This is a genomic window from Stutzerimonas stutzeri (assembly GCF_002890895.1).
In the GTDB taxonomy this organism is placed as follows: domain Bacteria; phylum Pseudomonadota; class Gammaproteobacteria; order Pseudomonadales; family Pseudomonadaceae; genus Stutzerimonas; species Stutzerimonas stutzeri_AB.
This window is the reverse complement of the sequence record NZ_POUL01000009.1, coordinates 56924-83420: the sequence shown is the minus strand read 5'-3', so window position 1 is coordinate 83420 and position 26497 is coordinate 56924. Positions and strand designations below refer to the sequence as shown.

The window sequence follows — 26497 nt, the reverse complement described above, 5'->3', positions numbered from 1 at the left end:
TATCCTCCGGCGTTTGTTGTTTTGTTCGGATGTGGCGCAACGCTAGATCAGCACGCAGCCGAGGGCGAATCAACCAAGCATGGTTGGTGCGAATGGCGCGCCATAGGCTGATCGGAAGCTGCGCCGCGTGTCGCGGTGGCGAGATGCTTATAATTGCGCTCCTTTGCTCTGGAGGCTTCCATGCTGCTACGCGGACTAACCTGGCTGCTGTTGTTTCAATTGCTTGGCACTGCGCTCAACGTAATGGTGCTGCCGATGTTGCCGGGGCCCATCATTGGCTTGCTGTTGCTGTTCATGGCGTTGTTGGCTCGTGGCCAGGCGAGCGAATCGCTGCAGGTCGCTGCGAGTAGTCTGTTGCGTTATCTGCCCCTGTTGCTGGTGCCGCCCGCCGTGGGCGTGATGGCCTACACCGGGGCGATTCTCGAGGATTTCTGGGCCATCGTTGGCGTGCTGGTGCTCTCGCTGGTGGTGTCACTGGTGTTTACTGGCTGGCTGATGCAGACGCTGATTCGCCGTCAGCAACGCAAGGCAGGTCGCGCATGATCGCCATGCAGTGGCAGGCGGCCTGGGAGGCGGTAATCCATCACCCCTTGTTTGGCGTGGCGATCACCTTGGCAGCATTCCAGGTGGCCTATGCGGCTTACGAAAAAACACGCTGGGTATTTCTGCAGCCAGTGCTGGTGTCGATGGTGGTGGTGGTCGGTACGCTTGTGCTTTGCGGCCTGAGCTATGAGGAATATCGCGACAGCGCCCAGATGCTGACCGTGCTCCTCGGGCCGACTACGGTGGCGCTTGCCGTGCCGTTGTATCTGAATCTACGAAGGATCCGCGAACTGTTCGGGCCGATCATGCTTACCCTGCTACTGGCTGGCATCGGCGCCACGGCGCTGGGGATGGTGCTGGCCTGGGCTTTTGGTGCCGACCAGATGATCCTGATGACCCTGGCGCCCAAGTCAGTTACCTCGCCTATCGCCATGCTGGTGGCCGAGCAGATCGGTGGCGTGGTGGCGCTGGCCGCCGTCTTCGTGATGATCACCGGCATCATCGGTGCGATCATTGGTCCGGAACTGTTGCGCCGCTTTGGCGTTCAGCATCCTGCCGCCCGCGGCATGGCGCTGGGTCTCACAGCGCACGCGGTGGGAACCGCCCAGGCGCTGCAGGAGGGCGATGAGTGCGGCGCCTTTGCGGCGCTGGCGATGAGCCTGATGGGTGTGATGACCGCGGTGCTGTTGCCCTTGACCGTGCTGATGCTGTCGTAAGGAGGCTGAATGAAGCTACCGTTGTTTCCGCTCGATACCGTGTTGTTTCCGGGGTGCACCCTCGATTTGCAGCTTTTTGAGGCGCGCTATCTGGACATGGTCAGCAGCTGTCTGAAGGCCGGGCATGGCTTCGGTGTGGTGCGCCTCATCGAGGGCAGCGAGGTGGGGCTGGCGCCGGCCGAATATGCCCTGACTGGTTGTGAAGCGCTGATTCGAGACTGGCAGCAGCGGCCTAATGGGTTGCTGGGGATTCGCGTCGAAGGCGGTCGTCGCTTTGATGTGCTGTCGGCCGAAGTGCAGCGCGATCAGCTGACCGTTGCCGAAGTCACCTGGCGTGATGAAGGCGGCGATCCGCCCTTGGACGATGAGCATCTCGAGCTGGCGCTGTTGCTGGAGGCGCTCGGTCGCCACCCGATGGTCGAGGCGCTGGGGATGGGCAGTGCTGCTCAGGGTCAGCGATCGCTGGCACACCAGTTGGCCTACCTGTTGCCGTTTCGGCCTGATCAGAAACTCGACTTGTTGCAGCTGGACGATCCTGAACTGCAGTTGCAGTCCATCCAGCGCTGGCTGGAGCAGTTGCAGGGCGATTCAACCGAATAGCAACGACGCCCGGTCGCTGGATGCTACTGATAGCGATACAGCAGCATGGCGCCTGGCAATGCCCAGATCGCAAAGGCCCCGATCAGTCCCAGCGTGGCCGGCAGGATCAGCCACCATATCTTCGGCGACAGTGCCGTCATCGGGGCGCGCCATTGAACAAGGGCCAGGCTGGCGGCGCAAATGCTCGCCGCCAGCACCGCGCCGGCGATGACGTCGGTTGGCCAGTGAACACCCAGGTAAACCCGCGACAGTGCGATTGCGGTCGCCGGCAGTGCGCCCAATAGCACCCAGGCCAGACGCAGGCGCGGCGGCTGTCCGCGACCGGCGAGAACTCCCAGCGTGAGAAAGAAGGCAAAGGCTGCCGAGCTATGACCGCTGGGGAAGCTGTAACTGTGCAGAGGTTCCAGCAGGATTTCCGGCCGGATCCTGCCGAATGTGGCTTTAAGCGCGCCGTTGGCCAGTGCGGTGCCCAGCAGCGTGAGAATGGCGAATGCTGCCGCGCGCAGCTGCTTGGTGACGATCAGCAACAGGCTCAGCAATACGGCCGCCCACAGCTGGGTGTGGAAATCACCGGCTCGTGTGACGACCACCATGAAACGGTCGAATATCGGGCTGCGCTCACCCTGAACGACCGTCATCAGCCCTTCGTCAAATTCCACCAGGTAGGGCCAGCCGATAAACAGGCCGATCAGAACGGCGGCGCTGAGGCCAGCCGCAAGCGGAGTAACCCAGCGCATCTGATGCAGGCTGCCATGCACTACGCCGCCGACGAGCAGGAGCAACGCGGCGGTGACGAAGCCGGCCTCGCTCCAGAAACCCTCCGGTAAAGGCAGTCGCACGGCGGCTCCCGCTGCCCAGCCGGGCAGCAGATAAGCCATCGACCAGCCGGCCGCGGCGACCAGGCTGACCAAGAGAAAACGCCCGAACGGCATATCGAGCATGCCAGCGGTTACCGGCAGCATGGGCCGCAGCGGGCCGATGAAGCGTCCAACAAGAAGGCTGGCGATGCCGTAACGCTCGAAGTACTCCTCGGCGCTATTCAGCCATTCCGGATGGTCGCGCAGGCCGCGGATGCTGCGAATATTCTGGTGGTAGCGTCGTCCCAGCCCGTACGACAGCAGATCGCCGAGCAGTCCGCCGGCATAACCCAAAAGCAATGTCTCGCCGAGACTGAGTACGCCGCTTCCGGCAACTACCGCGATGGCGAATACCAACACCGTACCGGGCATCAGCAAGCCCACAACGGCGAGGCATTCGAGACAGGCGACGACAAACAGGCTAAGGCCAAGCCACTGAGGGTTTTCAGCCAGCCAACTGGAGAGTGCGGTGAGCCATTCCGGCATGGGTCTTTTTTCCTTGGTTCGAGACGCTTCGACCCGGCATCTGGCGCCCGGGTTTCAAACGCCTGATCATGATAGCGCTGGCGATAGCCTCCTGCGGTTGCCGACGCTGGTGGTTACGAACGGCCCGCTGGGTTGTGCGTAACCTGCAGTCAGAGGCTTTTTAGCCATTCGCCCGGCGCCGCTGTGCGCGAGGCGTGTGGGTCGCTATAATCAGCCGCTTTCCCTTCGATCAGGCCAGCCAGACCATGACCGAGTCCGTACTCGACTACATGACCCGCCTCGGTCGCGCCGCGCGCGAGGCGTCGCGCGTACTAGCGCGTGCCACCACGGCGCAGAAGAACCGTGCCTTGCAGGCCGCCGCCACCGCGCTTGATGCGGCGCGCGAGGAGCTGGTCCGTGCCAATCGTGAAGACCTCGAGGCCGGGCGTGCCAATGGTCTGGACGAGGCGATGCTTGATCGTCTGGCGCTAACGCCGGCGCGTATCGACGACATGATCGAGGGGCTGCGCCAGGTTGCGAGCCTGCCTGACCCCATCGGTGAGATCCGCGACATGCGCTACCTGCCATCCGGCATTCAGGTTGGCAAGATGCGCGTGCCGCTAGGCGTGGTTGGCATCATCTACGAGTCGCGGCCCAATGTGACCATCGATGCGGCCAGCCTGTGTCTCAAGTCAGGCAATGCCACAATTTTGCGTGGCGGCTCCGAAGCGATTCATTCGAACCAGGCCATCGCTCGCTGCATTCAGCTGGGCCTGGCCGAGGCCGAGCTGCCAGCTGCGGCGGTGCAGGTTGTCGAGACCACCGACCGCGCCGCCGTTGGGGCGTTGATCACCATGCCGGATTACGTGGATGTGATCGTGCCGCGCGGTGGCAAGGGGCTGATCGAGCGCATCAGCCGAGACGCCAAGGTGCCGGTGATCAAGCATCTGGACGGCATCTGCCACGTGTTCATCGATCAGGCGGCCGACGTCGACAAGGCCATCCGCATCGCCGACAACGCCAAGACCCAGCGCTATGCGCCATGCAACACCATGGAAACCCTTCTGGTCCACGCGTCCATCGCTACCCGAGTGCTGCCACCGCTGGCGGCAATCTATTGCAAAAAGGGCGTTGAACTGCGTGGCTGCCCACGGACCCGTGAACTGCTGGGTAGCCACGTGTTGGCTGCCAGCGAAGAGGACTGGTCCACCGAATACAACGCGCCGATCCTGTCGATCCGTATCGTCGATTCTCTGGATGAAGCCATCCAGCACATCAACCGCTACGGCTCGCAGCATACCGACGCGATCGTCACGGAAAACTTCACCGATGCGCGGCGCTTTATTACTGAGGTCGATTCGGCGTCGGTGATGATCAACGCCTCCACTCGCTTTGCCGACGGTTTCGAGTACGGGCTAGGGGCTGAGATCGGCATTTCCACCGACAAACTGCACGCCCGCGGTCCGGTCGGCCTGGAAGGCCTGACCAGTGAGAAGTACGTGGTATTCGGCGACGGCCACGTGCGTACTTGATGAGGGAGACCGGCACCCCTCGGCGCATTGGCCTGCTCGGTGGCACCTTTGACCCGGTGCATATCGGGCATTTGCGCGGCGCTCTGGAAGTGTCCGAAATGGTTGGGCTTGATGAGGTTCGTCTGGTCCCCAACTTTCGTCCGCCGCACCGTGAGGCGCCAAACAGCTCCGCGCAGGATCGCTTGACCATGGTTCGACTGGCGGTGCAGGACTTGCCTCCGCTGAAAGTCGATGCGCGCGAATTGGAACGTGACAAGCCGTCCTACACCCTCGACACGCTGGAGTCCTTGCGTGCCGAGCTGAACGATGATGATCAGATTTTTCTCATTGTGGGTTGGGATGCCTTCTGCGGACTTCCTACTTGGCATCGCTGGGATGAGCTGCTCGAGCATTGCCATATTCTGGTCATGCAACGGCCGGATGCCGACAGCGAAGCGCCGGAAGCGCTGCGGGATCTGCTGGCGGCTCGCAGCGTGAACGACCCGCTGACCATTGCCGGCAGCAGTGGGCAAATTGCTTTCGTCTGGCAGGCGCCGCTAGGAGTGTCGGCAACACGTATTCGTCATTTTCTGGCCAGCGGCCGGTCTGTACGCTTTCTCGTACCGGACGCCGTACTGGCTTATATCAACGCGCACGGACTGTACCGGGCGTCGAACTGAGGTTGTTTCACATTATGCAAAATGATTCTTTGGCCCAGCTGGCCGTTAGCGCCCTGGAAGATCTGAAAGGCGCTGACATCACGACCATCGATGTCCGCGGCAAGACCAGCGTTACCGACTTCATGGTGATCGCCAGCGGCACCTCCAGCCGTCACGTGAAATCACTGGCCGAAAACGTGCTCGAGAAGGTCAAGGAGCAAGGCGTGCGCCCTCTGGGCAGCGAAGGTCTGGACGGCGGTGAGTGGGCTCTGCTCGACCTGGGCGATGTCGTGGTGCATGTGATGCAAGTGCCTACTCGTCAGTTCTATGACCTCGAGCGCCTCTGGCAGGGTGCTGAGCAGAGCCGCGCGCAGCACGCGGGCGAGCAGGAATAGCCGATCCGTGCGGATCAAGCTGATTGCGGTGGGCTCGAAGATGCCGCGCTGGGTGGAGGACGGTTGGCATGAGTATGCCAAGCGTCTGCCGTCTGAGCTGCCGTTGGAGCTGCATGAAACATCCCTCAACACTCGCGGCAAGAATGCCGACGTGGCGCGGTTGATTCGTCAGGAAGGCGAGGCCATGCTGGCGAAGGTGCAACCCGGCGAGCGCATCGTCACGCTTGAAGTGACGGGGCGACCCTGGAGCACTGAGCAGCTGGCTGGTGAGCTGGAGCGTTGGCGGCTCGATGCGCGCAACGTCAATCTCATGGTGGGCGGGCCGGAAGGGCTGGCCCCTGAGGTGTGCGCACGCAGCGAACAACGCTGGTCGTTGTCACCGCTGACGTTGCCCCACCCGCTGGTTCGTATTCTCATCGGCGAACAGATCTATCGGGCCTGGACGTTGCTGTCAGGTCACCCTTACCACAAGTAGTTCAGCCAAAACCGAAGATGTCCCAGCCGATTCCCCTCAAGGACCACGAAAAAGACGCCCGTTTGGTGCGTAGTCGCGTTTTTGTGGGCGGGGCAATCGTATTGCTGCTGATCGGCGTGTTGATTGCGCGCTTGTATTACCTGCAAGTGGTGCAGTACCAGCACCATTCGACGCTTTCGGAGAACAACCGGGTCCATGTGCAGCCCATTCCGCCCAATCGGGGCCTGATTTTTGATCGCAACGGCAAGATCATCGCCGATAACCGGCCAAGCTTCAGCCTGACGGTGACGCGCGAGCGCGCTGGAAACTGGCGCGAGACCCTGGACACGGTGGTCGAAGTGCTGGCGCTCTCGAGTGAAGAGCGCGAATTGTTCGAAAAGCGGGTGCTGCAGGGGCGCAGGCCGTTCGAGCCGGTGCCGATCATGTACGAACTGTCGGAAGAGCAGATTGCGCGGATTGCCGTCGATCAGTTCCGTCTGCCGGGGGTTGAGGTCGCAGCCCAGCTGGTGCGGCATTATCCAGAGGGCGAGCACTTCGCTCATTCGGTCGGATATGTCGGTCGGATCAACGAGGCCGAGCTCAAGCAGCTCGATCCGGTTAACTACAGCGGTACCCACCACATTGGCAAGACTGGCATCGAGCGCTTCTACGAGGACTCGCTGCACGGGCAGGTGGGTTACGAGGAGGTCGAAACCAACGCGCGTGGGCGGGTGTTACGGGTGCTCAAGCGCACCGATCCGATCCCTGGCAAGGACCTGATGCTGACCCTCGATCTTGAACTGCAGCAAGCCGCCGAGGTTGCGCTGGCAGGCCGCCGAGGTGCGGTGGTCGCATTGCAGCCAAAGACTGGCGAGGTGCTGGCGATGGTCAGTCAGCCTAGCTTCGACCCCAATCTGTTCGTCACTGGAATCAGTTTCAAGGCGTATGGCGCGCTTCGCGATTCCATAGATCGCCCACTGTTCAACCGTGTCCTGCGCGGGCTCTACCCGCCGGGATCGACGATCAAACCGATGATGGCGGTGGCTGGCCTGGATGCCGGTGTGGTGACCGAGAACAGTCGCGTGTTCGACCCCGGCTTCTTTCAGCTGCCCAACGTCAAGCACAAGTACCGGAACTGGAATCGCGGCGGCGACGGCTGGGTAGATCTGGAAACCGCGATCATGCGGTCCAATGACACCTATTTTTACGACCTCGCCCACAAGATGGGCATCGACCGCATGCATGACTACATGAGCCGCTTCGGTCTCGGCCAACGCGTGGCGCTGGACATGTTCGAGGAAACTGCCGGCCTGATGCCATCGCGAGACTGGAAGCGTGGCCGTTACCGGCAGGCCTGGTATCCGGGCGAGACAGTCATCCTCGGCATCGGTCAGGGTTACATGCAAGCCACGCCCTTGCAGCTGGCCCAGGCGACCGCGCTAATGGCGACTCACGGTAAGTGGATCAGGCCGCACCTGGCGAAGAGTATCGAAGGAGAAATACCTGTTGATCCTGAACCGATGCCCGACATTCAGCTTCGCGACCCCGATTACTGGGACGCTTCCATCAACGGAATGGTGAAGGTATTGCACGGCGCCCGTGGCACGGCAAAGAAGGTTGGCGACACCGCCGCCTACCTCATCGCCGGCAAGAGCGGTACGGCGCAGGTCGTGGCCATCAAACAGGGCGAAAAGTACGACAGCGGCAAACTCGCCGAACGCCATCGCGACCACGCCTTGTTCGTCGCCTTCGCGCCTGTGCATGACCCGCAGATTGCTGTGGCTGTCATGGTCGAGAACGGCGAGTCCGGCTCCGGCGTAGCCGCGCCAGTGGCCAAGCAGGTCATGGATGCATGGCTGCTCAACGAGGCGGGCGAGTTGAAGGCCGAGTACGCCCCGCCCCTGACGGCAGAGAGGCCCAAACCGTGAGCGGAACGTTTGACCGCACGCTTTCAACGACCGATGTGATGCGTCGCCGGGCGTCACTGTTACAGCGCATGCATATCGACGGGGTGCTGCTCCTATTGCTGCTGATGCTCGCGGCCGGAAGCCTGTTCGTTCTTTATTCCGCTGGCGGCAAGAATGTTGATCTGCTGATCAAACAGGCGACTTCCTATGGCTTCGGCTTGGGCGCCATGCTGGTCATAGCGCAGTTGGAACCAAGGTTCATGGCGCGCTGGGTGCCGGCGGGCTATCTGGCGGTTGTCGCATTGCTGGTCGCTGTGGAGTTCGTCGGCTACACCGCAATGGGGGCGACCCGCTGGATCAGTATCCCCGGGGTGATTCGCTTCCAGCCGTCCGAGTTCATGAAGATCATCATGCCGATGACCATCGCCTGGTATCTGTCCGCGCGCGCCTTGCCGCCGGGTATCAAGCACACCATGGTCAGTCTGGGCCTGATCCTCACGCCCTTCGTGTTGATCCTCAAGCAGCCGGACCTTGGCACTTCGTTGCTGGTACTGGTCTCGGGTGCTTTCGTGTTGTTCATCGCCGGGTTGCGCTGGCGCTGGATCATGAGCGCGATCGCGGCGCTGGTGCCGATTGCCGTGGCCATGTGGTATTTCGTGCTGCACAACTACCAGAAACAGCGCGTGCACACATTCCTCGATCCGGAAAGCGACCCGCTGGGAACCGGCTGGAACATCATCCAGTCGAAGGCCGCGATTGGTTCGGGCGGCGTGTTTGGCAAGGGTTGGTTGCTGGGTACTCAGTCGCATCTGGATTTTTTGCCCGAAAGCCATACGGACTTTATCATTGCGGTTCTGGCTGAAGAGTTCGGCCTGGTGGGCGTTTGCCTGCTGCTGCTGCTGTACCTGCTACTGATTGCGCGTGGTTTGGTCATCACCGTTCAGGCGCAAACGCTGTTTGGCAAGTTGCTGGCCGGTGCGCTGACGATGACCTTCTTCGTTTACGTATTCATCAACATCGGCATGGTCAGTGGTCTGTTGCCGGTGGTAGGGGTGCCGTTGCCCTTCATCAGTTTTGGTGGCACTTCATTGGTAACCCTGCTATCAGGGTTCGGGGTTTTGATGTCGATCCACACCCATCGCAAGTGGATCGCACAGGTTTGAATAGAGTGAATTTCTTGGATCGATTACGGCGTGGCTGGTTGACACGAGCGCTCTGCGGAGCGGGTCTTTTCGCGGCGCTAGGAAACTCTCCAGCGGTTTTTGCGGCAGATTATCAGAGCGAAAAGGTCGCCGATTTCGTGCGCGAAATGACTCAGGATTACGGGTTTGCCAGTGAGCAGGTGGCCGAAGTGCTGGCGCAGGCGGAGCGCAAGCAGGTGATCCTCGATGCCATCTCCCGACCGGCCGAGCGCGTCAAAGCGTGGAAAGAATATCGACCGATCTTCATGACCGATTCGCGGATTGCCCAAGGCGTGGACTTCTGGCGCGAGAATGAGGCGACGCTGGCGCGCGCCGAGCAGGAATTCGGTGTGCCGGCACAGGTGATCGTCGCCATCATCGGCGTTGAAACCTTCTACGGTCGCAACACGGGCAACTACCGGGTCATAGATGCTTTGTCGACCCTGGGCTTCGACTACCCGCCGCGCCAGCCATTCTTCCGCCAACAGCTCAAAGAGTTCCTCTTGCTGGCCCGTGAAGAGCAAGTCGACCCTCTCACGCTGACCGGTTCCTATGCCGGTGCCATGGGGCTGCCGCAATTCATGCCGAGCAGCTTTCGCGCCTATGCGGTGGACTTCGATGCAGACGGTCGCATCGATATCTGGAAGAACCCGGTCGATGCTATCGGCAGCGCCGCCAACTATTTCAAACAGCACGGTTGGACCGCCGGCGCGCCAGTCGTGGCGCGGGCTACGGTCAACGGTGAGCGACATGGCGAAGGTCTGACCGAAGGACTTGAGCCAGTGAAGAATGCCGCAGAATTGCGCGAGCTGGGTTGGCAGTGGCCAGCCGAAACGAAGCTGCCCGACGACACTGCGGTAACGGCCTTTCGCCTGGAGGGTGCCGACGGCGACGAGTACTGGGTCGGCTTGCCCAACTTCTATGTCATCACCCGTTATAACCGCAGCGTCATGTACGCCATGGCTGTCCATCAGCTCTCCGAGCAGCTGGTCCAGGCGCGGGGTGCGCAATGACCGCTCGTTTACTGGCGGTAGCGGCCTTCGCTGTGCTGGTAGTCGGATGTTCGTCGGCGCCGACACCGTCGCCGGCCCCCGCGAAAAGCGCAGGCATCAGCGGGCCGGGTGACTACTCACGGCCGCACAAGGATGGCGCGCCCTGGTGGGATGTCGACGTTTCCAGCATTCCAGACGCAACGCCAACACCGCACAACGGCCCGTTCAAGGCCAATCCCTACACTGTGCTGGGCAAAACTTATTACCCGATTGGTGACGGACGCAATTATCGGGCGACCGGAACGGCATCCTGGTACGGCACCAAGTTTCATGGGCAGCCAACGGCCAACGGCGAAAAGTACGATCTGTATGGTATGAGTGCCGCGCATAAGACGCTGCCGCTACCCAGTTATGTTCGGGTCACCAACCTCGACAATGGCAAGGCCGTGGTGCTTCGAGTCAACGATCGCGGCCCGTTCTACTCGGATCGAATCATTGATCTGTCTTTTGCTGCGGCGAAGAAGCTGGGCTATGCCGAAACCGGGACCGCTCGGGTCAAGGTTGAAGGCATCGATCCGGAGCAGTGGTGGGCCGAGCGTGGCAGGCCAGCGCCTATGGTACTGGCCCAGCCTCAAAGGGTTGCAAAGCCCTCAGTTGCTGCGCTGGCGCAACCTGTCGAGCAATACACGCCGCCACCGGCGCAGCATGCTGGCGCAACCGTGCCGGTTGAGGTTGCCAATGACACCGCGCGTGACGCATCTGGGGCGGGGGTTTACCTGCAGGTCGGCGCGTTCGCCAACCCTGATGCCGCTCAGTTGCTGCGTGACAAGCTCAGCAGCATGACCGGTGCGCCGGTGTTCGTAAGTTCGGTTGTCCATCAGCAGCAGATCTTGCACCGGGTACGCCTGGGGCCCATTGATTCCCCCGATGAAGCTGCGCAGCTGGAACAGAGCGTTCGCCTTGCCAATCTGGGAAACCCGCGGCGAGTAAGCGGCGATTAAAGCTGTACCTCGTTGATAGATACACCACGCTGACCTGTACCGTTTTTGCCACACCACCTTTCTGAGAGCGCAATGACTATCACCACCTTCGTGCACCGGCTGTTCCTCCTAACCGTGCTGGCCGTAGCGCCCACCGCCTGGGCCGAGCCGATCATTCCGTCACCGCCACAGCTGGCGGCCAAATCCTACGTCCTGATGGACGCTGCCAGCGGCAAGGTTCTGGTCGAGAATGCCGGGGATGAGCGCCTGCCGCCCGCCAGCTTGACCAAGCTGATGACGGCTTACATCGCCACCCTGGAAATCAAGAAGGGTCAGATCTCCGAAAGCGACATGGTGACCGTCAGCGAAAAAGCCTGGCGCACCGGCGGCTCGCGGATGTTCATCCAGGTCAATACACAGGTTTCGGTGGACGATCTGCTGCACGGCATCATTATCCAGTCCGGTAACGACGCCAGCGTGGCGATGGCTGAGCATATCGCCGGTAGCGAAGAGGCCTTCGCCGACCTCATGAACAGCACAGCGCAGCGGTTGGGCATGAGCAATACGCACTTCATGAATGCCACCGGGCTGCCTCATCCAGAGCATTATTCGTCCGCTGCCGACATGGCCAAGCTGGCTCGCGCGATCATCCATGAGGATCCCGCGCACTACGGCATCTATGCGCAAAAGGAGTTCTTCTGGAACAACATCAAGCAGCCAAACCGCAACCTTCTACTGTGGCGTGACAAAACCGTCGACGGCCTTAAGACCGGCCACACTGAAGAGGCTGGCTACTGCCTGGTAGCTTCTGCAGTGCGTGATGACATGCGTCTGATCACCGCTGTCTTCGGCACCAATAGCGAGCAGGCGCGTGCCGCCGAAACGCAGAAGCTGCTGACCTATGGCTTCCGCTTCTTCGAGACCCGGACCTTCTATCAGAAAGGCGTTGAGCTAGCGACGTCCCGTGTCTGGAAGGGCCAGCAGGACCAGGTGAGCGCCGGGCTTGCCAGTGATCTGACCATGACCCTGCCGCGCGGGCAGATGGACAAGTTGCAGGCCGGCCTGACCTTCAATCCCGAACTCACGGCGCCAATCCAGCAGGGTGATGTGGTTGGCAAGGTTGAGGTCAGTCTCGATGGACAGGTGGTGCAAAGCACCGATCTGATTGCACTGCAGACCGTGGAAGAAGGTGGGCTGTTCAGTCGTCTGTGGGATAGCATTCAGCTGTTCTTCTTCAATCTCTTCAACTGACCACTTGAGCGCGCCCAGGCTGTCCGTCGGGCGCGCCCTTTGCGGATCATGAGTCCGTTGCCATGACTGAAAGTAAAAGCGAAACACAGCCGCCGAAAATCGAATTCCCCTGCGAGCGTTATCCGATCAAAGTAATTGGAGATGCGGGGGAGGGCTTCAGCGACACGGTGGTCGAGGTGATCCGTCGGCATGCGCCGGATTTTGACGAAACCACTCTGGTGACTCGAGACAGTCGCAACGGGCGGTTTCTGTCCGTGCAGGTCTTGATCACCGCCACCAGCGTCGATCAGCTGCAGGCGATCCATGTCGATCTGCGCGCTACCGGGCGCGTGCACATGGTGCTGTGATGAGCGGCGAGTCCGCCAATCCTGACTTAGTTGCAAGCTCTGTTGTAGAGGATGCGCCAATGATGAGTGGCCCCTCGCTGGTGGTGCGCGAGCTCGGCCTGGTGGACTATCCGATCGCCTGGCAAGCCATGCAGCGCTTTACCAACGAACGGCTGCCGGACACCCTTGACGAGATCTGGTTGCTACAGCATCCGCGGGTGTTTACTCAGGGGCAGGCTGGCAAGCCGGAGCACTTGCTGTTACCAGGCGATATTCCTGTAGTTCAGGCCGATCGGGGCGGTCAGGTGACCTACCATGGTCCTGGGCAGCTGGTGTGCTATTTGATGTTGGATGTCAGGCGGCTGGGCTTTGGTGTGCGCGAGCTGGTCAGCCGGATCGAGCTTAGCTTGATTGATCTGCTTGCCAGCTACGGTGTAGACGCCTTGGCCAAGCCCGATGCGCCTGGCGTGTACGTTAATGGCGCCAAGATCGCCTCTCTCGGCCTGCGCATCCGTAACGGCCGCTCGTTCCATGGTCTGGCGCTCAATGTGGACATGGACCTCGAGCCCTTCGGGCGCATCAACCCATGCGGTTATGCCGGCATGCGCATGACACAGTTGGCGGATCTGGTCGCTGGGCCAATAGCCTTTGCCGAGGTCAGTGCCCGTATGCGCGAACAGCTGGTCAAGCACCTCGGCTACGCGCAGCAGCAAACCCTGACAGGCGTAGCAATAAGCTAGGTAGGGCGACTGCCAGCTTTTCCAGTGCCCAAGGTTTGGCGGATAGGACGCCGCCTGCCCAGGCGCGTTGCCAGGAGCAGGCGGTGTCCGGTTCGATCAGTTCAGATTGAGGGTTGGTATCAGGCTGCTGTCGAATGGCTGACCGGGTACCGGCACCGGGGCGGCCAGGCCCAGGTTGTTCTTCTCGAAGACCCGGTCGGCTCTGTAGCTGGAGCGCACCAGTGGGCCGGCGGCTACTTCCATAAAGCCCTTCGCCAGACCGATATCGCGGAAGCGGTTGAATTCTTCCGGACTGACCCAGCGTTTGACCGGCAGGTGGTTACGAGTTGGCTGCAGGTACTGGCCAAGGGTAAGGATGTCCACACCAATGGCGCGCAGATCATCCATTGTCTGCAACACTTCCTCGTCGGTTTCGCCCAAGCCCAGCATCAGGCTGGTCTTGGTCAGCATCTCGGGGCGATGGCGCTTGGCGTGCTCCAGCACGCGCAGGGTCTTCTCGTAGCCTGCACGGGGGTCGCGTACTTCATGGGTCAGGCGTTCGACTGTCTCGACATTCTGCGCGAACACTTCAAGGCCTGAGTCCGCCACGCGTTCAATAGCTTGCAGGTCGCCGTCAAAGTCGGGCGTCAGGGCCTCCACGACCACCTGTGGCGTGCGCTCCTTGATCGCGCGGACACAGGCGGCGTAGTGTGCGGCGCCGCCGTCATCCAGATCGTCGCGGTCCACTGAGGTCAGCACGATATAGCGCAGTGCCATCAGCTCCACCGACTTGGCAGTGTTCTGTGGCTCTTCCTGATCCAGCCAGCCGTTGGGATTGCCGGTGTCTACCGCGCAGAAGCGGCACGCGCGGGTGCACACCGAGCCCATCAGCATGATGGTGGCAGTACCGTTGGACCAGCATTCGCCCATATTCGGGCAGTGGGATTCCTGGCATACGGTGCTCAGACGGTGTTCGCCGACATTGCGCTTGACCGCTTCGAAGCGGCTACCGCTTGGTGCCTTGACCCGCAGCCATTTGGGTTTGGGTTCGAAGACCTGAGGCTCGCTTGAGGCGCGACGCTTTTGGCCGTCCTTGATTGCGGTGATGCCCTGGGTGGTGCGGAATTTTTCGCCGCTGGCAATGGCCTTGGGTTGGGACGTGTCGGACATCGGCTTTCTGGGCTCCGCTAGAGGCTCCGTGGACGAGGCGGCTTGTGGCCGCCGCGCAGTTTATCACAGGCACTGACCGTTCAGTCGCGTCAGGCGAGCCGTGCGGTTGCTACATGAGCTGCCAGTGAAGAGGGCGGTTTGAGGCAAATGATGGCCGATTAAACGGGCCATGTGCGCTAAGGTTCCGCGCGGAGCCGTCCCAGCAATTCCTGCGTCGGATGGCCATCGGCGGGCCAGCCCAACAGTTGCTGAAAGCCACGGATAGCACTGCGGGTATTGGCGCCAATGATGCCGTCCGGTGTGCCTGGGTCAAAACCATGCATCGTCAGGCGCTCCTGCAATTCGACGCGCTCGGAGCGGCTCAGTGGCTGCTCACCTTTTGGCCAGCTTGCACGCACCCGGCCGGCACCGTTGAAGCGCTCGGACAGCAGCCCGATCGCCAGCGCATAGGATGACGAGTTGTTGTAGCGCAGAATGGCCCGGAAATTATCCAGCACCAGGAACGCCGGTCCGCGATAGCCAGCGGGGAGCAACAGCGTAGCTGTTGCCTCATCCATATCAGTGCCGCTCGGTAGTCCGGTCAATCCGAGCTGGCGCCAGGCGGCTACCGTTTTGCGGATAGCGTTGTCAGCCTGCGCATACTCGAACCCGTCCGGCAGCTTGACCTCAAAGCCCCACGGTTGCCCGGCGTTCCAGCCAGAGGCCTGCAGGTAGTGCGCGGCCGAAGCCAGCGCATCGGCAGAGCTGCTCCAGATGTTACGGCTGCCGTCGCCATCGAAATCCACGGCATGAGTGTTGTAGGTGGTTGGAATGAACTGGGTCTGTCCCATTGCGCCGGCCCAGGAACCCCGTAGCTGATCGGCACTCACGTCGCCATGCTCGAGGATTTCCAGCGCAGCCAGCAACTGGCTTTTGGCAAAGCCCGGACGTCGCCCCTCGTGTGCCAAAGTTGCGAGCGAGCGAATGACGCTCTTGTCGCCCATGATCTGTCCGTAGCTGCTTTCCAGGCCCCAGATGGCCACCAGCGTGTTCCGGTCCACACCATAGCGCGCCTCAATGTCGTCCAGCGTCGCTTGATGTTGGGTTAGCAGGCGCTGGCCGCGCTCAACCCGCTGCTTTGATAGCGCGCCGTCCAGATATTGCCAGACCGGTCGACTGAATTCGGGCTGGCTGCGATCCGCAATGATGATGCTCGGGTCAGGCGTGACACCTGCAAAGGCGCGGTCGAAAACCTGCGCTGAGACACCCGCCTGAAGGGCCTCGCTGCGAAAAGCGTCTCGCCATTCAGCGAAGCTCAGTTGAGCAGGCTCGGCTTCGGGTGGCACCACGTTGGATTCGGCAGTGCTCTGAGCCGGCTGACTAGTCGCGGCCACCTCGGTTGGTGCGGCCGGCTCTGCGGCACAGGCAACCATTATGCTCAGGGCTGATCCGGCAATCAGAGTTCGCAGCAGCAGGACGGGGACGAAGGTGTAAAGCATGCACCACTCTCGGCAGGTCATCGGCAGGTGACATTATCACGCTTTGAAGGGCTTGGCTTTTCAAGCCGCCAGAAGGACCGAAGCCTCCCAGTTGGTGGACTGGGAGGCTTCGCGGCGGTAGCTGCCTTTGCCTTTTTTCGGCTGTTCCTGGCGACAGCGAAACAGAGGTTGCGCTGCCAGGCTTTTGGCCTTGTTCGGCCGCTTTCGTTGCTTGCTCATCACGTACCCTCTTGCTTGCTCATGATCAGGCGAGGGCATCATAGGGGTTGTACAAAAAATGTCCAGCACCTGCCGAGGGCTGGCAAGCCTGGAGCGCTGATTCAACTCGCAAGAATCAGGCGACCGATCCCAGCACTGCTTCGCCTCGCGCTACAACCGGATCTGACGTCCACACAGCTGTAGGCACAGATCAGTCAATCCGACCCAGGGATCGCCTTCGGCCTGGCCCTTGATCTGTTCGTCAATCTGTTGCGCGCTCATCAGCAGGCGTTGCCAGCCCGCTGCATCGTGACGTTGAAGCGCTTTGCTGACCAGAGGTTTGCGCTTATCCCATACCGGCGGTCGAGCCTGGCTGAACGCACGGTCTAGCGGTACGCCCTGAGCGTACTGATGGGCAATGTTGGCCAGCTGGCGGACTTCGCGCGCGACGGCCCAGAGGATCACCGGCGCCTCGATCCCTTCGGCGCGCAAGCCAGCCAGCATCTGCAGAATGTGCTCCGGCTGACCAAGCAGCGCGGCATCAATCAGCCCGAAGACGTCGTAGCGGGCGCTGTCAGCCACGGCAGCCTGCACGGTTTCGGTGGTTACCTGGCCGCCCTCGGCTAGCAGTTTTAACTTTTCGATTTCTTGCGCGGCTGCGAGCAGATTGCCCTCGACGCGGGCTGCGATCAGTTCTACAGCTTCCTGGTCTGCGGCGAGACCGGCCTGTGCCAGGCGCTGTCGAATCCACTGCGGCAGCTGTTGCGCATCCACCGGCCAGATCTGCAGGAACTGCACCTGTTTGCCATCGATCAGCGCCTTGGCCCACTTGGTCTTTTGGGTGTTGCCGTCAAGCTTGGGCAGGCTGATCAGCAGAACGGTGTCTTCGGCAGGTCGTGCAAGGTAGTCGATCAGCGCCGCGGCGCCCTTGTCGCCGGGTTTGCCGTTGAGGATGCGCAGCTCCAGCAGGCGCCTTTCCGCAAACAGGGAGAGGCTGGCCCCGGCTTCGATGAGCTGGCCCCAGTCGAAACCGGTTTCGACGTTGAGTACTTGGCGCTCGCTGAAGTCTTGTTGGCGGCAGGCCGCACGGATGGCGTCGCTGGCTTCCTGGCAGAGCAGGTGCTCGTCGCCACTGACCACATAGACCGGCGCTAGGGGGCCTTGCAGGTGCTTGGCAAGCTGGGCGGGAGGTAACTTCATCGGAAGGATCGGGAGCCTGCGTCAGCAGGCTCCCCGGTCTTCATTGCAGCGGCAGTTCGATGGGCGACTGCAACGGTTGTGCAGACTGCTCGCGCATCTGTGCTTCGATCGCCTCGGCTTCGGCGCGCTTCTTCGCTTCCGCGGTCTGCTGCAGCTGGTCGAGCTGTGCCAGCGTGATGTTGCGTAGGCGCATGCCCAGCTGCTGCAGGAGTTCGCGGCGCATTTCCCGGCGCAGCTGGCTGGCTTCCTGATCCGAACTGATCAGGTTGCTGCTGTCATGGACATACACCCTGGATACTTCGACCTGGTCTTCCAGCAGCACTGTGTTCTGCGGGCCGCGGATCTCGTAGTCGAGACTCTGGGTCAGTTCGTACTCGGCAGTGCGTGCTGCGGTCGTATAGCTGGCGGTACGTTGACGGGTCTGCTCACGCACCAGATCAAGGGTGTAGCGAGCACCCGGATAAACCCTGACGCCGCTGTCCTTGAGTAACTCTTCAAGCTGCTGCACGGTTTCGCCGTAGCTGTTGCGGGCTTGCAGATTGACTTCATCGAGCGCGAAGTTGGTATCGCCCGTTCCCCGCAGCTGGAAGCCGCAGGCGCTCAACAGCAGGGCCAGGCCAACCACCACCAGATTGCGTTTGATCATGTTGTTTTCCCCTTGCCAGCCTTAGCGCACGCGCCAAGACGAATCAGTTAGCGACGATATTGACCAGCTTGCCCGGTACCACGATGACCTTGCGGATCGTCAGACCTTCAGTGAAGCGCACAACGTTCTCGTTGGCGCGGGCCGTGGCCTCGACCTCTTCACGAGTGGCGCTCGCGGACACTTCGATCTGTCCGCGCAACTTGCCGTTGACCTGGACCACCAGTGTCAGGCTGTCCTGAACCAGGGCAGTCTCGTCGACCGTCGGCCATTGTGCATCGATGATCGAGCCGCTGTGACCTAGCTGTTGCCAGAGCTCATGACAGATATGCGGCGTAATCGGAGCCAGCAGCAGCGCAACGGTTTCGAGGCCTTCTTGAAGCAGTGCGCGGTCCTGCTCGGTACCTGCGGCTGCCCTCTCCAGGACGTTCATCAGCGTCATCACCTGGGCAATGGCGGTGTTGAATTTGTGGTGCTGGCCGACATCCTGACTGGCCTGCTTGATCGCCAGGTGAATCGCGCGGCGTACGGCCTTTTGCTCATCACCGAGGTTGGAGATGTCCAGTCGGGCAACGGCACCCGCGCTGACGTGGGCGTGTGCCAGGCGCCAGACGCGGCGCAGGAAGCGGCTGGCACCCTCGACGCCGGAATCGGACCACTCCAGGCTCATGTCCGGCGGCGAGGCGAACATCATGAACAGGCGGCAGGTATCTGCGCCGTAGCTGTCGATCATCGCCTGCGGGTCGACACCATTGTTCTTCGACTTCGACATCTTCTCGGTACCGCCGATTTCCACCGGCAGGCCATCACTGGCGAGCTTGGCACCGATGACCTTGGCCTTGGCGTCGCGCTCGACGATGACGTCGGCCGGGTTGAACCAGTCCTTGCCGCCATTTTCCAGGGTGCGGTAGTAGGTGTCCGCGATGACCATGCCCTGCGTGAGCAGGTTCTTGAACGGCTCGTTGGAGCTGACCAGCCCCTCGTCACGCATCAGCTTGTGGAAGAAGCGCGCATAGAGCAGATGCAGAATCGCGTGCTCGATGCCGCCGATGTACTGGTCTACCGGCAGCCAGTGGTTGGCTGCGGCAGGATCGACCATGCCCTGGTCATAATGCGGCGAGGCATAGCGAGCAAAGTACCAGGACGATTCGACAAAGGTGTCCATGGTGTCGGTTTCGCGCTTGGCTGCGGCGCCGCACTTGGGGCAGCTGCAGTCATAGAACGCTGGCATTCGCGCCAGCGGTGAACCGGCGCCATCCGGTACGACGTCTTCGGGCAGGACTACTGGCAACTGGTCTTCGGGTACCGGTACGTCACCGCAGCTCTGGCAGTGGATGATCGGGATCGGGCAGCCCCAGTAGCGCTGGCGGCTGATGCCCCAATCGCGCAGGCGGAACTGGGTGCGGGCCTGGCCGAGGCCTTTGCGCTGCAGGGCCGCTTCCATGGCGTCGAACGCGCCGTCGAAATCCAGCCCGTTGAATTCGTCGGAATTGATCAGCTCGCCATGCTCGCCGTAGGCGTCGTTCCAAGGTGCAGGCGTCTCATCTCCTGCGCTGGTGCGCACAACAGGTCTGATCGGCAGGTTGTACTTGGTCGCAAAGGCAAAGTCGCGTTCGTCATGAGCCGGAACGGCCATCACTGCGCCTTCGCCGTAATTCATCAGCACGTAGTTGGCGACCCACACCGGCAGCAGCTCGCCAGTGAGTGGGTGCTGCACCTTCAATGCAGTGGCAAGGCCTTTCTTTTCCTGGGTGGCGATGTCGGCTTCGGCGACGCCGCCGCGCTTGCATTCATCAATGAATGCTTCCAGTTCTGGATCGTTTTGAGCAGCAAGGGTGGCCAGCGGATGTTCGGCGGCCACCGCGACATAGGTGGCACCCATCAGCGTATCGGGGCGGGTGGTGAAGACCTTCATCACGCCTTCGCTGCCGATGCTGGCAGCGTCGTAAGGGAAGCTGATCTCCATGCCGCGCGACTTGCCGATCCAGTTGCGCTGCATGGTCTTGACCTGTTCGGGCCAGCCATCCAGCTCGTCCAGGCTCTCCAGGAGCTCATCCGCGTAGGCGGTGATCTTGAAGTAATACATGGGGATTTCGCGCTTTTCGATCAGCGCGCCAGAGCGCCAGCCGCGACCGTCGATGACCTGCTCGTTTGCCAGTACGGTCTGGTCAACCGGGTCCCAGTTGACGGTGCCGTTCTTGCGGTAGATGACGCCCTTTTCGTACAGACGGGTGAACAGCCACTGCTCCCAGCGGTAGTAGTCCGGCTTGCAGGTCGTGACTTCCCGCGTCCAGTCGACCGCCAGTCCCAGGCTCTTGAGCTGGGTGCGCATGTAGTCGATGTTCTCGTAGGTCCATTTGGCCGGCGCGACCTTGTTCTTCATGGCCGCGTTTTCCGCCGGCATGCCGAACGCGTCCCAGCCCATGGGCTGTAGAACGTTTTTGCCCTGCATGCGCTGGTAGCGGGCAATCACATCGCCAATGGTGTAATTGCGCACATGCCCCATGTGCAGCTTGCCGCTGGGGTAGGGGAACATCGACAGGCAATAGAAAGTGTCCTTGCCTGGCTGTTCGCTTACTTCAAAGGATTTCTGCGAGTCCCAGTGGGACTGCGCGGCGGCTTCGATTTCGCGGGGCTGATACTGTTCGTGCATGGCTACTGGCGTTGGAAAGGGGGCTGGCTGTTCGCATGGCAGCTCGGGTTGTCGCATGGCTGGCTCTAGGCCTGACACGGCGGCGCAACGGGTTGGATACGAACGCATAGAAGCGCCGTAGCATACATGACCCTCCGCAACCGAGGGAAACCCGATTTGCCAGCGCTGAGCGCCCCGTTTGTCGCGCGCGAGGTGGATGTTCGAGTCTGAACTACGCTTGTACAGGGGGCGGGATGAACACGAGGTGAATCATGGGTAAAGAACGCCAGGCGGATGAGGGCAATCTGTACGGACGCGTGCTGCAGCGGCTGACACTGGCCTTGGAAGAAGCCGAACGAAGAACGGGTGATGAGACTGGCGCTACGGCCGAATTGGAGGTCGGTGGGTTGACCCCTGCGGAGTTCGACCTGATCCGTGCCTACCTGCAGCAGGATTCGCAGTGGTTGTCCGGTTGGCACGCCGCTGCCGAAGAGCAGGCGCAGCTGGACCGTCAGGCGACCCGGCCAGCGTTGCGCAATATGTTGCGGCAGCACTCGAGCAAGCACTGCAAGCAGAGCCCGCCTGCGCTGCGGCAATCAATGGTCTGCGCGCTCTGTGGCACCAGCGTGCATTGGCCAGAGGGCGCCGGCGCGGTCGCTTGCTCGGCTTGCGGTTCGCAGTTGCTTCGTGCTCGGCAACGGTTGCATACCTACCCAAAGCACTGACGGCGTCCGTGCTGCCGACAAGCGGGCGCCTCGGCAGGTAAAGTGGCAGCGGCCGATCGACCGGAGCTGCACATGCCAATACGCTATTTCTTCAAACAGTTACTGCTGCCGCCCGGTGGGCTGCTGTTGTTATTGCTCGCGGCCTGGTGGCTGCGGCGTCGCTCACCACGGCTGGCAGTATTCTGTTTCATGCTGGGGTTCGGCGGGCTGTGGCTGATGAGCCTGCCGGTGACTGTTGAGTGGGCAGCACGAGCGATCGAAAGCGAAGTGGCGCTGCATCGTTCGGAATGGAGCAGCCTCGGAAAGCGTGCACAGGCAATTGTCGTGCTGGGCGCGGGTCGAGAACAGGCCGATCCCGCGTGGGGTTCTGATCAGCCCAGCCATATCGCCCTCGAGCGGCTGCGTTATGCCTCGCGGCTGGCGAAGGCGTCGGGTTTGCCGATCCTGGCGAGCGGTGGGCTGCACTTTGGCGAGCCACCGAGCGAAGCGCAGTTGGCGGCCGAGGCGCTGGAACGCGACTTCGCTACGTCGACGCAGTGGCTCGAAGAGCGCAGCCGGACCACGTGGGAGAATGCGCGCTATAGCGCGGAAATGCTCAAGGCTGCGGGAATCAAACGCATCGTGCTGGTGACGTCCGCGTCGCACATGCCGCGGTCGCGCTGGTGCTTTGAGGAGGTCGGGCTGGAAGTGATCACTGCACCGGTAGGATTCATGGGTGTTCCCAACGGGCGACCCGTTGGCGGCTGGCTGCCCGAGGCGAAGGCCGTCTGGCAGAACGGCATGCTGCTCAACGAAGCAGTCGGCATGCTGGTCTACCCGCTGCTTTATGACGGCGCCTCTGAGTAGAGGCACGTTGGACTCCGGCGGGCGGGATGAGTATCAGCCTCGCCGACGTCGTACCAGGCCCCAGCCGAGCAGCAGCGCACAGATGGTGATCAAGGGCCAGGAGCGCCATTGCAGATAAGGCGTCAATCCCTGCATGGGCGTGACCTCGCCGTATAGCACCGCTTCCTGAAAAGCCGGGATTTGCTCGACGATGCCGCCGTGCGGGTCGATCAGCACCGTAACGCCGTTATTGGTGGCACGAATCATCCAGCGGCCTGCCTCCAGCGCTCGCATCTGGGCCATCTGCAGATGCTGCAGCGGGCCGATGGAGTGGCCGAACCAGGCGTCGTTGCTGACGGTGAGCAGGATGTCGCTCTGCGCCGCGAGGCCGGCGGCAAACTCGGGATAGACGACTTCGTAGCAAATGAACGGGGCGATCTGAAAGCCCTTCGCCTGCAGCAGTGGTTGCTCGGGTGAACCGCGGGCGAAGTCCGACATGGGTAGATCGAAAAAGGCGATGAGGCCACGCAACAGATCTTGCAGCGGCACGTATTCACCGAACGGCACCAGCTTCTGCTTCAAGTAGGTGCCTTGCGCGTCGCCTGCCGTGGTCAGGCCGTTGTAGTAGCGCAGATCCCCGTTGGCATTGGGCTGGCGTACCGGGACGCCGGTGATCAGGGCTGACTGCCGGTCCTGGGCGAAGCGGCTCATCATCGTCAGGTAGCCTTCAGCGTGCTCCTTGAGAATAGGCACCGCCGTTTCTGGCCAGACGATGAGGTCCGCGGGCTTGCTGCGGAAGGTCATGTCGCGGTAGAGCAGCAACTGCATCTCGAGCTTTTTCGGGTCCCACTTGATGCTTTGCGCAACATTGCCCTGCATTGCGGCGACGGTAATCGGTTCGGCTTTTGCGGAGGTCCAGGCCTGTTTGCCCAAGGCCAGTGCGCCGCCCCAGAAGGCGACCAGCAGTATCAGGGCGCCACTCAGCGATGCCTTGTGGCGAAGGAGTTGCGGCAGCTCGACAAGCAGCGTGGCAGTCAGCGCGAGCGCAAAGGTCAGCAGCCAGACGCCGCCGACCGGCGCGAGCCCGGCCAAGGGTCCATTCAGTTGGCTGTAACCGGCGTAAAGCCAGGGGAAACCTGTTAGTACCCAGCCGCGTAGGGCGTCCAGGGCGAGCCAAAGTGCGGCGAACAGCAGGGCGTTGAGCAGTGGCGCCGCCGTCTGCCGTAACCAGCGGGCCCAGGCCCAGCCCAGCAGCATGAAGAACAGCGCCAAACCGGCCACGAAGCCCAGTGTCAACGCGCCGGCCAGCACCGGTGGCGCCGAGCCAAAGTCGTGAATGCTGACGTAAACCCAGCTGACGCCCGAGGCGAACAGGCCGAAGCCGTAGCACCAGCCGCGGCCAGCCGCCTGTTTGGGCGTCAGCTCGCGCAGGCCCAGATAGATCACACCCATCGACAACAAGGCCAGCGGCCAGATATCGAACGGGGCGAGCGACAGGGTGGTCAGGGCGCCGGCGGCGAGCGCCAGCAGGTTGCCGAGCCAGCCGGGGCGGGTAATCCAACGCATGGATGTTCCTTGGATAGCCGCCGCGAGCGCGAACGGCGTGCGGCGGGTGAATGCTAAAACGAGCTCATAGGTCAGCGCAGCAGCGCTAGCGGTTTTCGACTTCGGTACGGGTCAGGCGCAGCATGTGCACGCGGCGACTGTCGGCATTCAGCACGCGGAAACGGAAGCCATCTATCTCTGTCACCTCGTTACGCTTGGGCAGGTGACCGAAAGTGCTCATCACAAGGCCTGCGACGGTGTCGAATTCTTCGTCGGGGAACTCGCTCTGGAAGAACTCGTTGAAGCTGTCGATGGGCGTCAGCGCCTTGACCAGAAAATCCCCGCTCGGCAGCGGTCGGATGTAGCTGTCTTCTTCGATGTCATGCTCGTCTTCGATGTCGCCAACGATCTGTTCGAGCACGTCCTCGATTGTGACCAGCCCGGCTACGCCGCCGTATTCGTCGATGACGATCGCCATATGGCTGTGGTTGGCGCGGAACTCGCGCAGCAGCACGTTGAGGCGTTTGGACTCGGGCACGAAAGTGGCGGGGCGCAGCAGATCCTTGATGTCGAAACTCTGCTGATCGCCCTGCAGGATCAGCGGCAGCAAGTCCTTGGCCAGCAACACGCCAATCACTTCGTCGAGGCTGTCACCGACTACCGGATAGCGCGAGTGCGCTGCGGAAATGATCGCTGGGAGAAACTCCTTTGGCGACTGGTCGGCCCGGATGCTCATCACCTGCGAGCGCGGCACCATGATGTCTCGCACTTGCAGGTCGGCGACCTGAATGGCGCCCTCGACAATCGCCAGGGCTTCGTTGTCGAGCAGTTTGTTCTGGTGGGCGCCGCGCAATACTTCCAGCAGCTCCTCACGGTTTTTCGGCTCATGGGCAAAAGCCTGGCTGATTTTCCCAAACCAGGACTTTTGCCCGTTGCTCGATCGGTCTTCGCTCATGTCTTTGACTCAATGGTCCTTGCAGTTGCCCGTCGCGGGCTATTCGTCAGCATAGGGGTCAGCATGACCCAATTCGGCCAGCAATTGACGCTCGAGGCTTTCCATCTCCTCTGCCTCTTCGTCGTCGATGTGATCGTAGCCCAGCAGATGCAGACAGCCATGTATCACCAGATGCGCCCAGTGCGCCTGCGGCGGTTTGCCCTGCTCGGAGGCCTCGCGCTCGACCACTGGCACGCAAATCACCAGATCGCCAAGCAGCGGGATATCCAGAAGCGGAATGCCGTCCGGTCCGTCAGGCACATCAGCCGGGAAGGACAGCACGTTGGTGGCGTAATCCTTCTGCCGCCAGGTGCGATTGAGTTCGCGCCCTTCGGCTTCATCAACCAGGCGGATGGTCAGCTCGGAGTCGCCCTTTCGTTGGCGTAGCGCCAGCTCGCACCAGCGGTGAAGGTCGGCTTCCTCCGGAACGGCGCCGTCAGTTGCAATCTGCAGGTCGAGCTCAATCACCTTGGCTATCCTGCGACATGCGCTTGCCGGCCTGAGCCTGATTGCCCTCGAAGGCCTCGTACGCCTCGACGATGCGCTGCACCAATGGGTGACGCACGACGTCCTTTGGTTTGAAGTGCGTGAAGCTGATGCCGTTGACGTCCTTCAGCACTTCGATCACGTGGGCCAGGCCGCTCTTGGTGCCGCGAGGCAGGTCGACCTGGGTGATATCGCCGGTGATCACCGCTGTGGAGCCGAAGCCGATCCGGGTCAGAAACATTTTCATCTGTTCGAGCGTGGTGTTCTGGCTTTCGTCGAGGATGATGAAGCTGTTGTTCAGCGTGCGCCCACGCATGTAGGCCAGCGGGGCAATTTCGATAACCTGTTTCTCGATCAGCCTGGCGACCTGCTCGAACCCAAGCATCTCGTAAAGTGCGTCGTACAAGGGGCGCAAGTAAGGGTCGATCTTCTGAGCCAGATCGCCGGGGAGGAAGCCGAGCTTCTCACCTGCTTCGACTGCCGGGCGTACCAGCAGGATGCGACGAATCTGCTCGCGCTCCAGCGCGTCGACCGCGCAGGCCACCGCCAGATAAGTCTTGCCCGTACCCGCTGGGCCGATGCCGAAGTTGATGTCGTTGTCGAGGATCGACTGCACGTAACGTTGCTGATTGACGCCGCGAGGACGGATATTGCCCTTGCGGGTGCGCAACGAAATGTTCGGCGTCGTGGATGAGTTGTTCAGCTCTTCCATTGCCGATTCCTGCAGGAACAGGTGAACCGTGTCCGGCGAGAGTTCAATGCTCTTGGTCTCGCGGTACAGGCGTCGCAGGAGGTGCTCTGCCGCCTGGGCCACATCGGCGGGGCCGACCAACTCGAACTGATTGCCGCGGTTGCGGATTTCCAGATCGAGGCGCTGCTCAATGAGGCGCAGATGCTCGTCGAACTGGCCGCAGAGATTGGCGAAGCGGTTGGCTTCAAAAGGTTCGAGAGTGAAACGATGAGGTTCTATGGGGGCGTTCAAGGGCTTTTAAGTGACCTGCTTTGCAAATAGGTTGGGTGAGAATAGCGCCGCGCGAGAAAAAAA

27 protein-coding genes are annotated in these 26497 nt (G+C 61.5%); 16 read left to right on the top strand and 11 right to left on the bottom strand.

Annotated features, from left to right (window positions below; genetic code table 11):
• The first annotated feature begins 180 nt into the window (after positions 1-180).
• The 3 genes from CXK96_RS16315 to CXK96_RS16305 are packed head-to-tail and all read left to right on the top strand — an operon-like array spanning position 181 to position 1859.
• A complete protein-coding gene (locus CXK96_RS16315) occupies positions 181-543 on the top strand; it encodes a CidA/LrgA family protein (protein ID WP_102837482.1) in 363 nt (120 codons plus the stop codon).
• A gap of 5 nt (positions 544-548) precedes the next feature.
• Complete coding sequence (locus CXK96_RS16310; protein ID WP_180981539.1) at positions 549-1259, top strand: LrgB family protein; 711 nt, start codon at positions 549-551, stop codon at positions 1257-1259.
• Positions 1260-1268: 9 nt separating this feature from the next.
• Complete coding sequence (locus CXK96_RS16305) at positions 1269-1859, top strand: LON peptidase substrate-binding domain-containing protein (RefSeq protein WP_102837480.1); 591 nt, start codon at positions 1269-1271, stop codon at positions 1857-1859.
• Between the two features lie 23 nt (positions 1860-1882).
• Here the strand turns inward: CXK96_RS16305 and CXK96_RS16300 are convergent, their stop codons facing one another.
• Entirely contained in the window at positions 1883-3202 is a 1320-nt protein-coding gene (locus CXK96_RS16300) for a bifunctional DedA family/phosphatase PAP2 family protein (RefSeq protein ID WP_102837479.1), read from the bottom strand.
• A gap of 245 nt (positions 3203-3447) precedes the next feature.
• On the opposite strand from CXK96_RS16300, the gene CXK96_RS16295 reads away from it, so the two are divergent.
• The 11 genes from CXK96_RS16295 (at position 3448) to lipB (ending at position 13577) form a co-directional block, all read left to right on the top strand.
• Positions 3448-4713 (top strand): glutamate-5-semialdehyde dehydrogenase, encoded by a 1266-nt coding sequence (locus tag CXK96_RS16295; protein WP_102837563.1) that lies wholly within the window; start codon positions 3448-3450, stop codon positions 4711-4713.
• Positions 4713-5372 carry a nicotinate-nucleotide adenylyltransferase gene (nadD, locus tag CXK96_RS16290; protein ID WP_102837478.1) on the top strand — a complete coding sequence of 220 codons (660 nt, stop codon included), beginning with the start codon at positions 4713-4715 and terminating at the stop codon, positions 5370-5372. The genes CXK96_RS16295 and nadD overlap by 1 nt, the downstream gene beginning before the upstream one ends.
• A 14-nt stretch (positions 5373-5386) precedes the next feature.
• Positions 5387-5746: a ribosome silencing factor gene (gene rsfS / locus CXK96_RS16285; RefSeq protein ID WP_102837477.1), complete on the top strand. Its 360-nt coding sequence runs from the start codon at positions 5387-5389 to the stop codon at positions 5744-5746.
• 7 nt (positions 5747-5753) lie between these two features.
• Entirely contained in the window at positions 5754-6221 is a 468-nt protein-coding gene (rlmH, locus tag CXK96_RS16280; protein WP_102837476.1) for a 23S rRNA (pseudouridine(1915)-N(3))-methyltransferase RlmH, read from the top strand.
• Between the two features lie 17 nt (positions 6222-6238).
• A complete protein-coding gene (gene mrdA / locus CXK96_RS16275; protein ID WP_102837475.1) occupies positions 6239-8128 on the top strand; it encodes a penicillin-binding protein 2 in 1890 nt (629 codons plus the stop codon).
• The gene (gene rodA / locus CXK96_RS16270) at positions 8125-9270 is read left to right on the top strand and encodes a rod shape-determining protein RodA (protein ID WP_102837474.1); all 1146 of its coding nucleotides are present in this window, start codon (positions 8125-8127) and stop codon (positions 9268-9270) included. The genes mrdA and rodA overlap by 4 nt, the downstream gene beginning before the upstream one ends.
• Positions 9271-9416: 146 nt before the next feature.
• Complete coding sequence (gene mltB / locus CXK96_RS16265) at positions 9417-10301, top strand: lytic murein transglycosylase B (protein WP_423835193.1); 885 nt, start codon at positions 9417-9419, stop codon at positions 10299-10301.
• Positions 10298-11281 carry a septal ring lytic transglycosylase RlpA family protein gene (locus tag CXK96_RS16260; protein ID WP_102837473.1) on the top strand — a complete coding sequence of 328 codons (984 nt, stop codon included), beginning with the start codon at positions 10298-10300 and terminating at the stop codon, positions 11279-11281. The genes mltB and CXK96_RS16260 overlap by 4 nt, the downstream gene beginning before the upstream one ends.
• Before the next feature lie 72 nt (positions 11282-11353).
• Positions 11354-12511: a D-alanyl-D-alanine carboxypeptidase family protein gene (locus CXK96_RS16255; protein ID WP_102837472.1), complete on the top strand. Its 1158-nt coding sequence runs from the start codon at positions 11354-11356 to the stop codon at positions 12509-12511.
• A 62-nt stretch (positions 12512-12573) separates the two neighbouring features.
• The gene (locus tag CXK96_RS16250) at positions 12574-12858 is read left to right on the top strand and encodes a DUF493 domain-containing protein (RefSeq protein ID WP_102837471.1); all 285 of its coding nucleotides are present in this window, start codon (positions 12574-12576) and stop codon (positions 12856-12858) included.
• A 62-nt stretch (positions 12859-12920) separates the two neighbouring features.
• On the top strand, positions 12921-13577 hold the full coding sequence (gene lipB / locus CXK96_RS16245; RefSeq protein ID WP_102837561.1) for a lipoyl(octanoyl) transferase LipB: 657 nt from the start codon (positions 12921-12923) through the stop codon (positions 13575-13577).
• A 96-nt stretch (positions 13578-13673) separates the two neighbouring features.
• Here the strand turns inward: lipB and lipA are convergent, their stop codons facing one another.
• The 6 genes from lipA to leuS form a co-directional block, all read right to left on the bottom strand.
• A complete protein-coding gene (gene lipA / locus CXK96_RS16240) occupies positions 13674-14726 on the bottom strand; it encodes a lipoyl synthase (RefSeq protein ID WP_102837470.1) in 1053 nt (350 codons plus the stop codon).
• 176 nt (positions 14727-14902) lie between these two features.
• A complete protein-coding gene (locus CXK96_RS16235; RefSeq protein ID WP_102837469.1) occupies positions 14903-16204 on the bottom strand; it encodes a lytic murein transglycosylase in 1302 nt (433 codons plus the stop codon).
• A gap of 60 nt (positions 16205-16264) precedes the next feature.
• Positions 16265-16423: an alternative ribosome rescue factor ArfA gene (gene arfA, locus CXK96_RS16230; protein WP_102837468.1), complete on the bottom strand. Its 159-nt coding sequence runs from the start codon at positions 16421-16423 to the stop codon at positions 16265-16267.
• Positions 16424-16573: 150 nt separating this feature from the next.
• Positions 16574-17602 (bottom strand): DNA polymerase III subunit delta, encoded by a 1029-nt coding sequence (gene holA, locus CXK96_RS16225; RefSeq protein WP_102837467.1) that lies wholly within the window; start codon positions 17600-17602, stop codon positions 16574-16576.
• Between the two features lie 40 nt (positions 17603-17642).
• Positions 17643-18248 carry an LPS assembly lipoprotein LptE gene (gene lptE / locus CXK96_RS16220; RefSeq protein WP_102837466.1) on the bottom strand — a complete coding sequence of 202 codons (606 nt, stop codon included), beginning with the start codon at positions 18246-18248 and terminating at the stop codon, positions 17643-17645.
• Positions 18249-18291: 43 nt separating this feature from the next.
• The gene (gene leuS / locus CXK96_RS16215) at positions 18292-20898 is read right to left on the bottom strand and encodes a leucine--tRNA ligase (protein WP_102837560.1); all 2607 of its coding nucleotides are present in this window, start codon (positions 20896-20898) and stop codon (positions 18292-18294) included.
• 251 nt (positions 20899-21149) lie between these two features.
• Here leuS and CXK96_RS16210 point away from each other — a divergent pair, with 251 nt between their 5' ends.
• Entirely contained in the window at positions 21150-21602 is a 453-nt protein-coding gene (locus CXK96_RS16210; protein WP_180981536.1) for a hypothetical protein, read from the top strand.
• 72 nt (positions 21603-21674) lie between these two features.
• Complete coding sequence (locus tag CXK96_RS16205; RefSeq protein WP_102837465.1) at positions 21675-22448, top strand: YdcF family protein; 774 nt, start codon at positions 21675-21677, stop codon at positions 22446-22448.
• 33 nt (positions 22449-22481) lie between these two features.
• Here CXK96_RS16205 and lnt read toward each other — a convergent pair whose 3' ends face one another.
• The 4 genes from lnt to CXK96_RS16185 all read right to left on the bottom strand — a co-directional run bounded on the left by lnt (position 22482) and on the right by CXK96_RS16185 (position 26434).
• Entirely contained in the window at positions 22482-23993 is a 1512-nt protein-coding gene (gene lnt / locus CXK96_RS16200; protein ID WP_102837464.1) for an apolipoprotein N-acyltransferase, read from the bottom strand.
• An 85-nt stretch (positions 23994-24078) separates the two neighbouring features.
• On the bottom strand, positions 24079-24927 hold the full coding sequence (locus tag CXK96_RS16195; protein ID WP_102837463.1) for an HlyC/CorC family transporter: 849 nt from the start codon (positions 24925-24927) through the stop codon (positions 24079-24081).
• 39 nt (positions 24928-24966) lie between these two features.
• Positions 24967-25434, bottom strand: coding sequence for an rRNA maturation RNase YbeY (gene ybeY, locus CXK96_RS16190; protein ID WP_102837462.1), 468 nt, complete (start codon positions 25432-25434; stop codon positions 24967-24969).
• Positions 25427-26434 (bottom strand): PhoH family protein, encoded by a 1008-nt coding sequence (locus CXK96_RS16185; RefSeq protein WP_102837461.1) that lies wholly within the window; start codon positions 26432-26434, stop codon positions 25427-25429. Before CXK96_RS16185 ends, ybeY begins: the two co-directional genes overlap by 8 nt.
• Between the last annotated feature and the right edge of the window lie 63 nt (positions 26435-26497).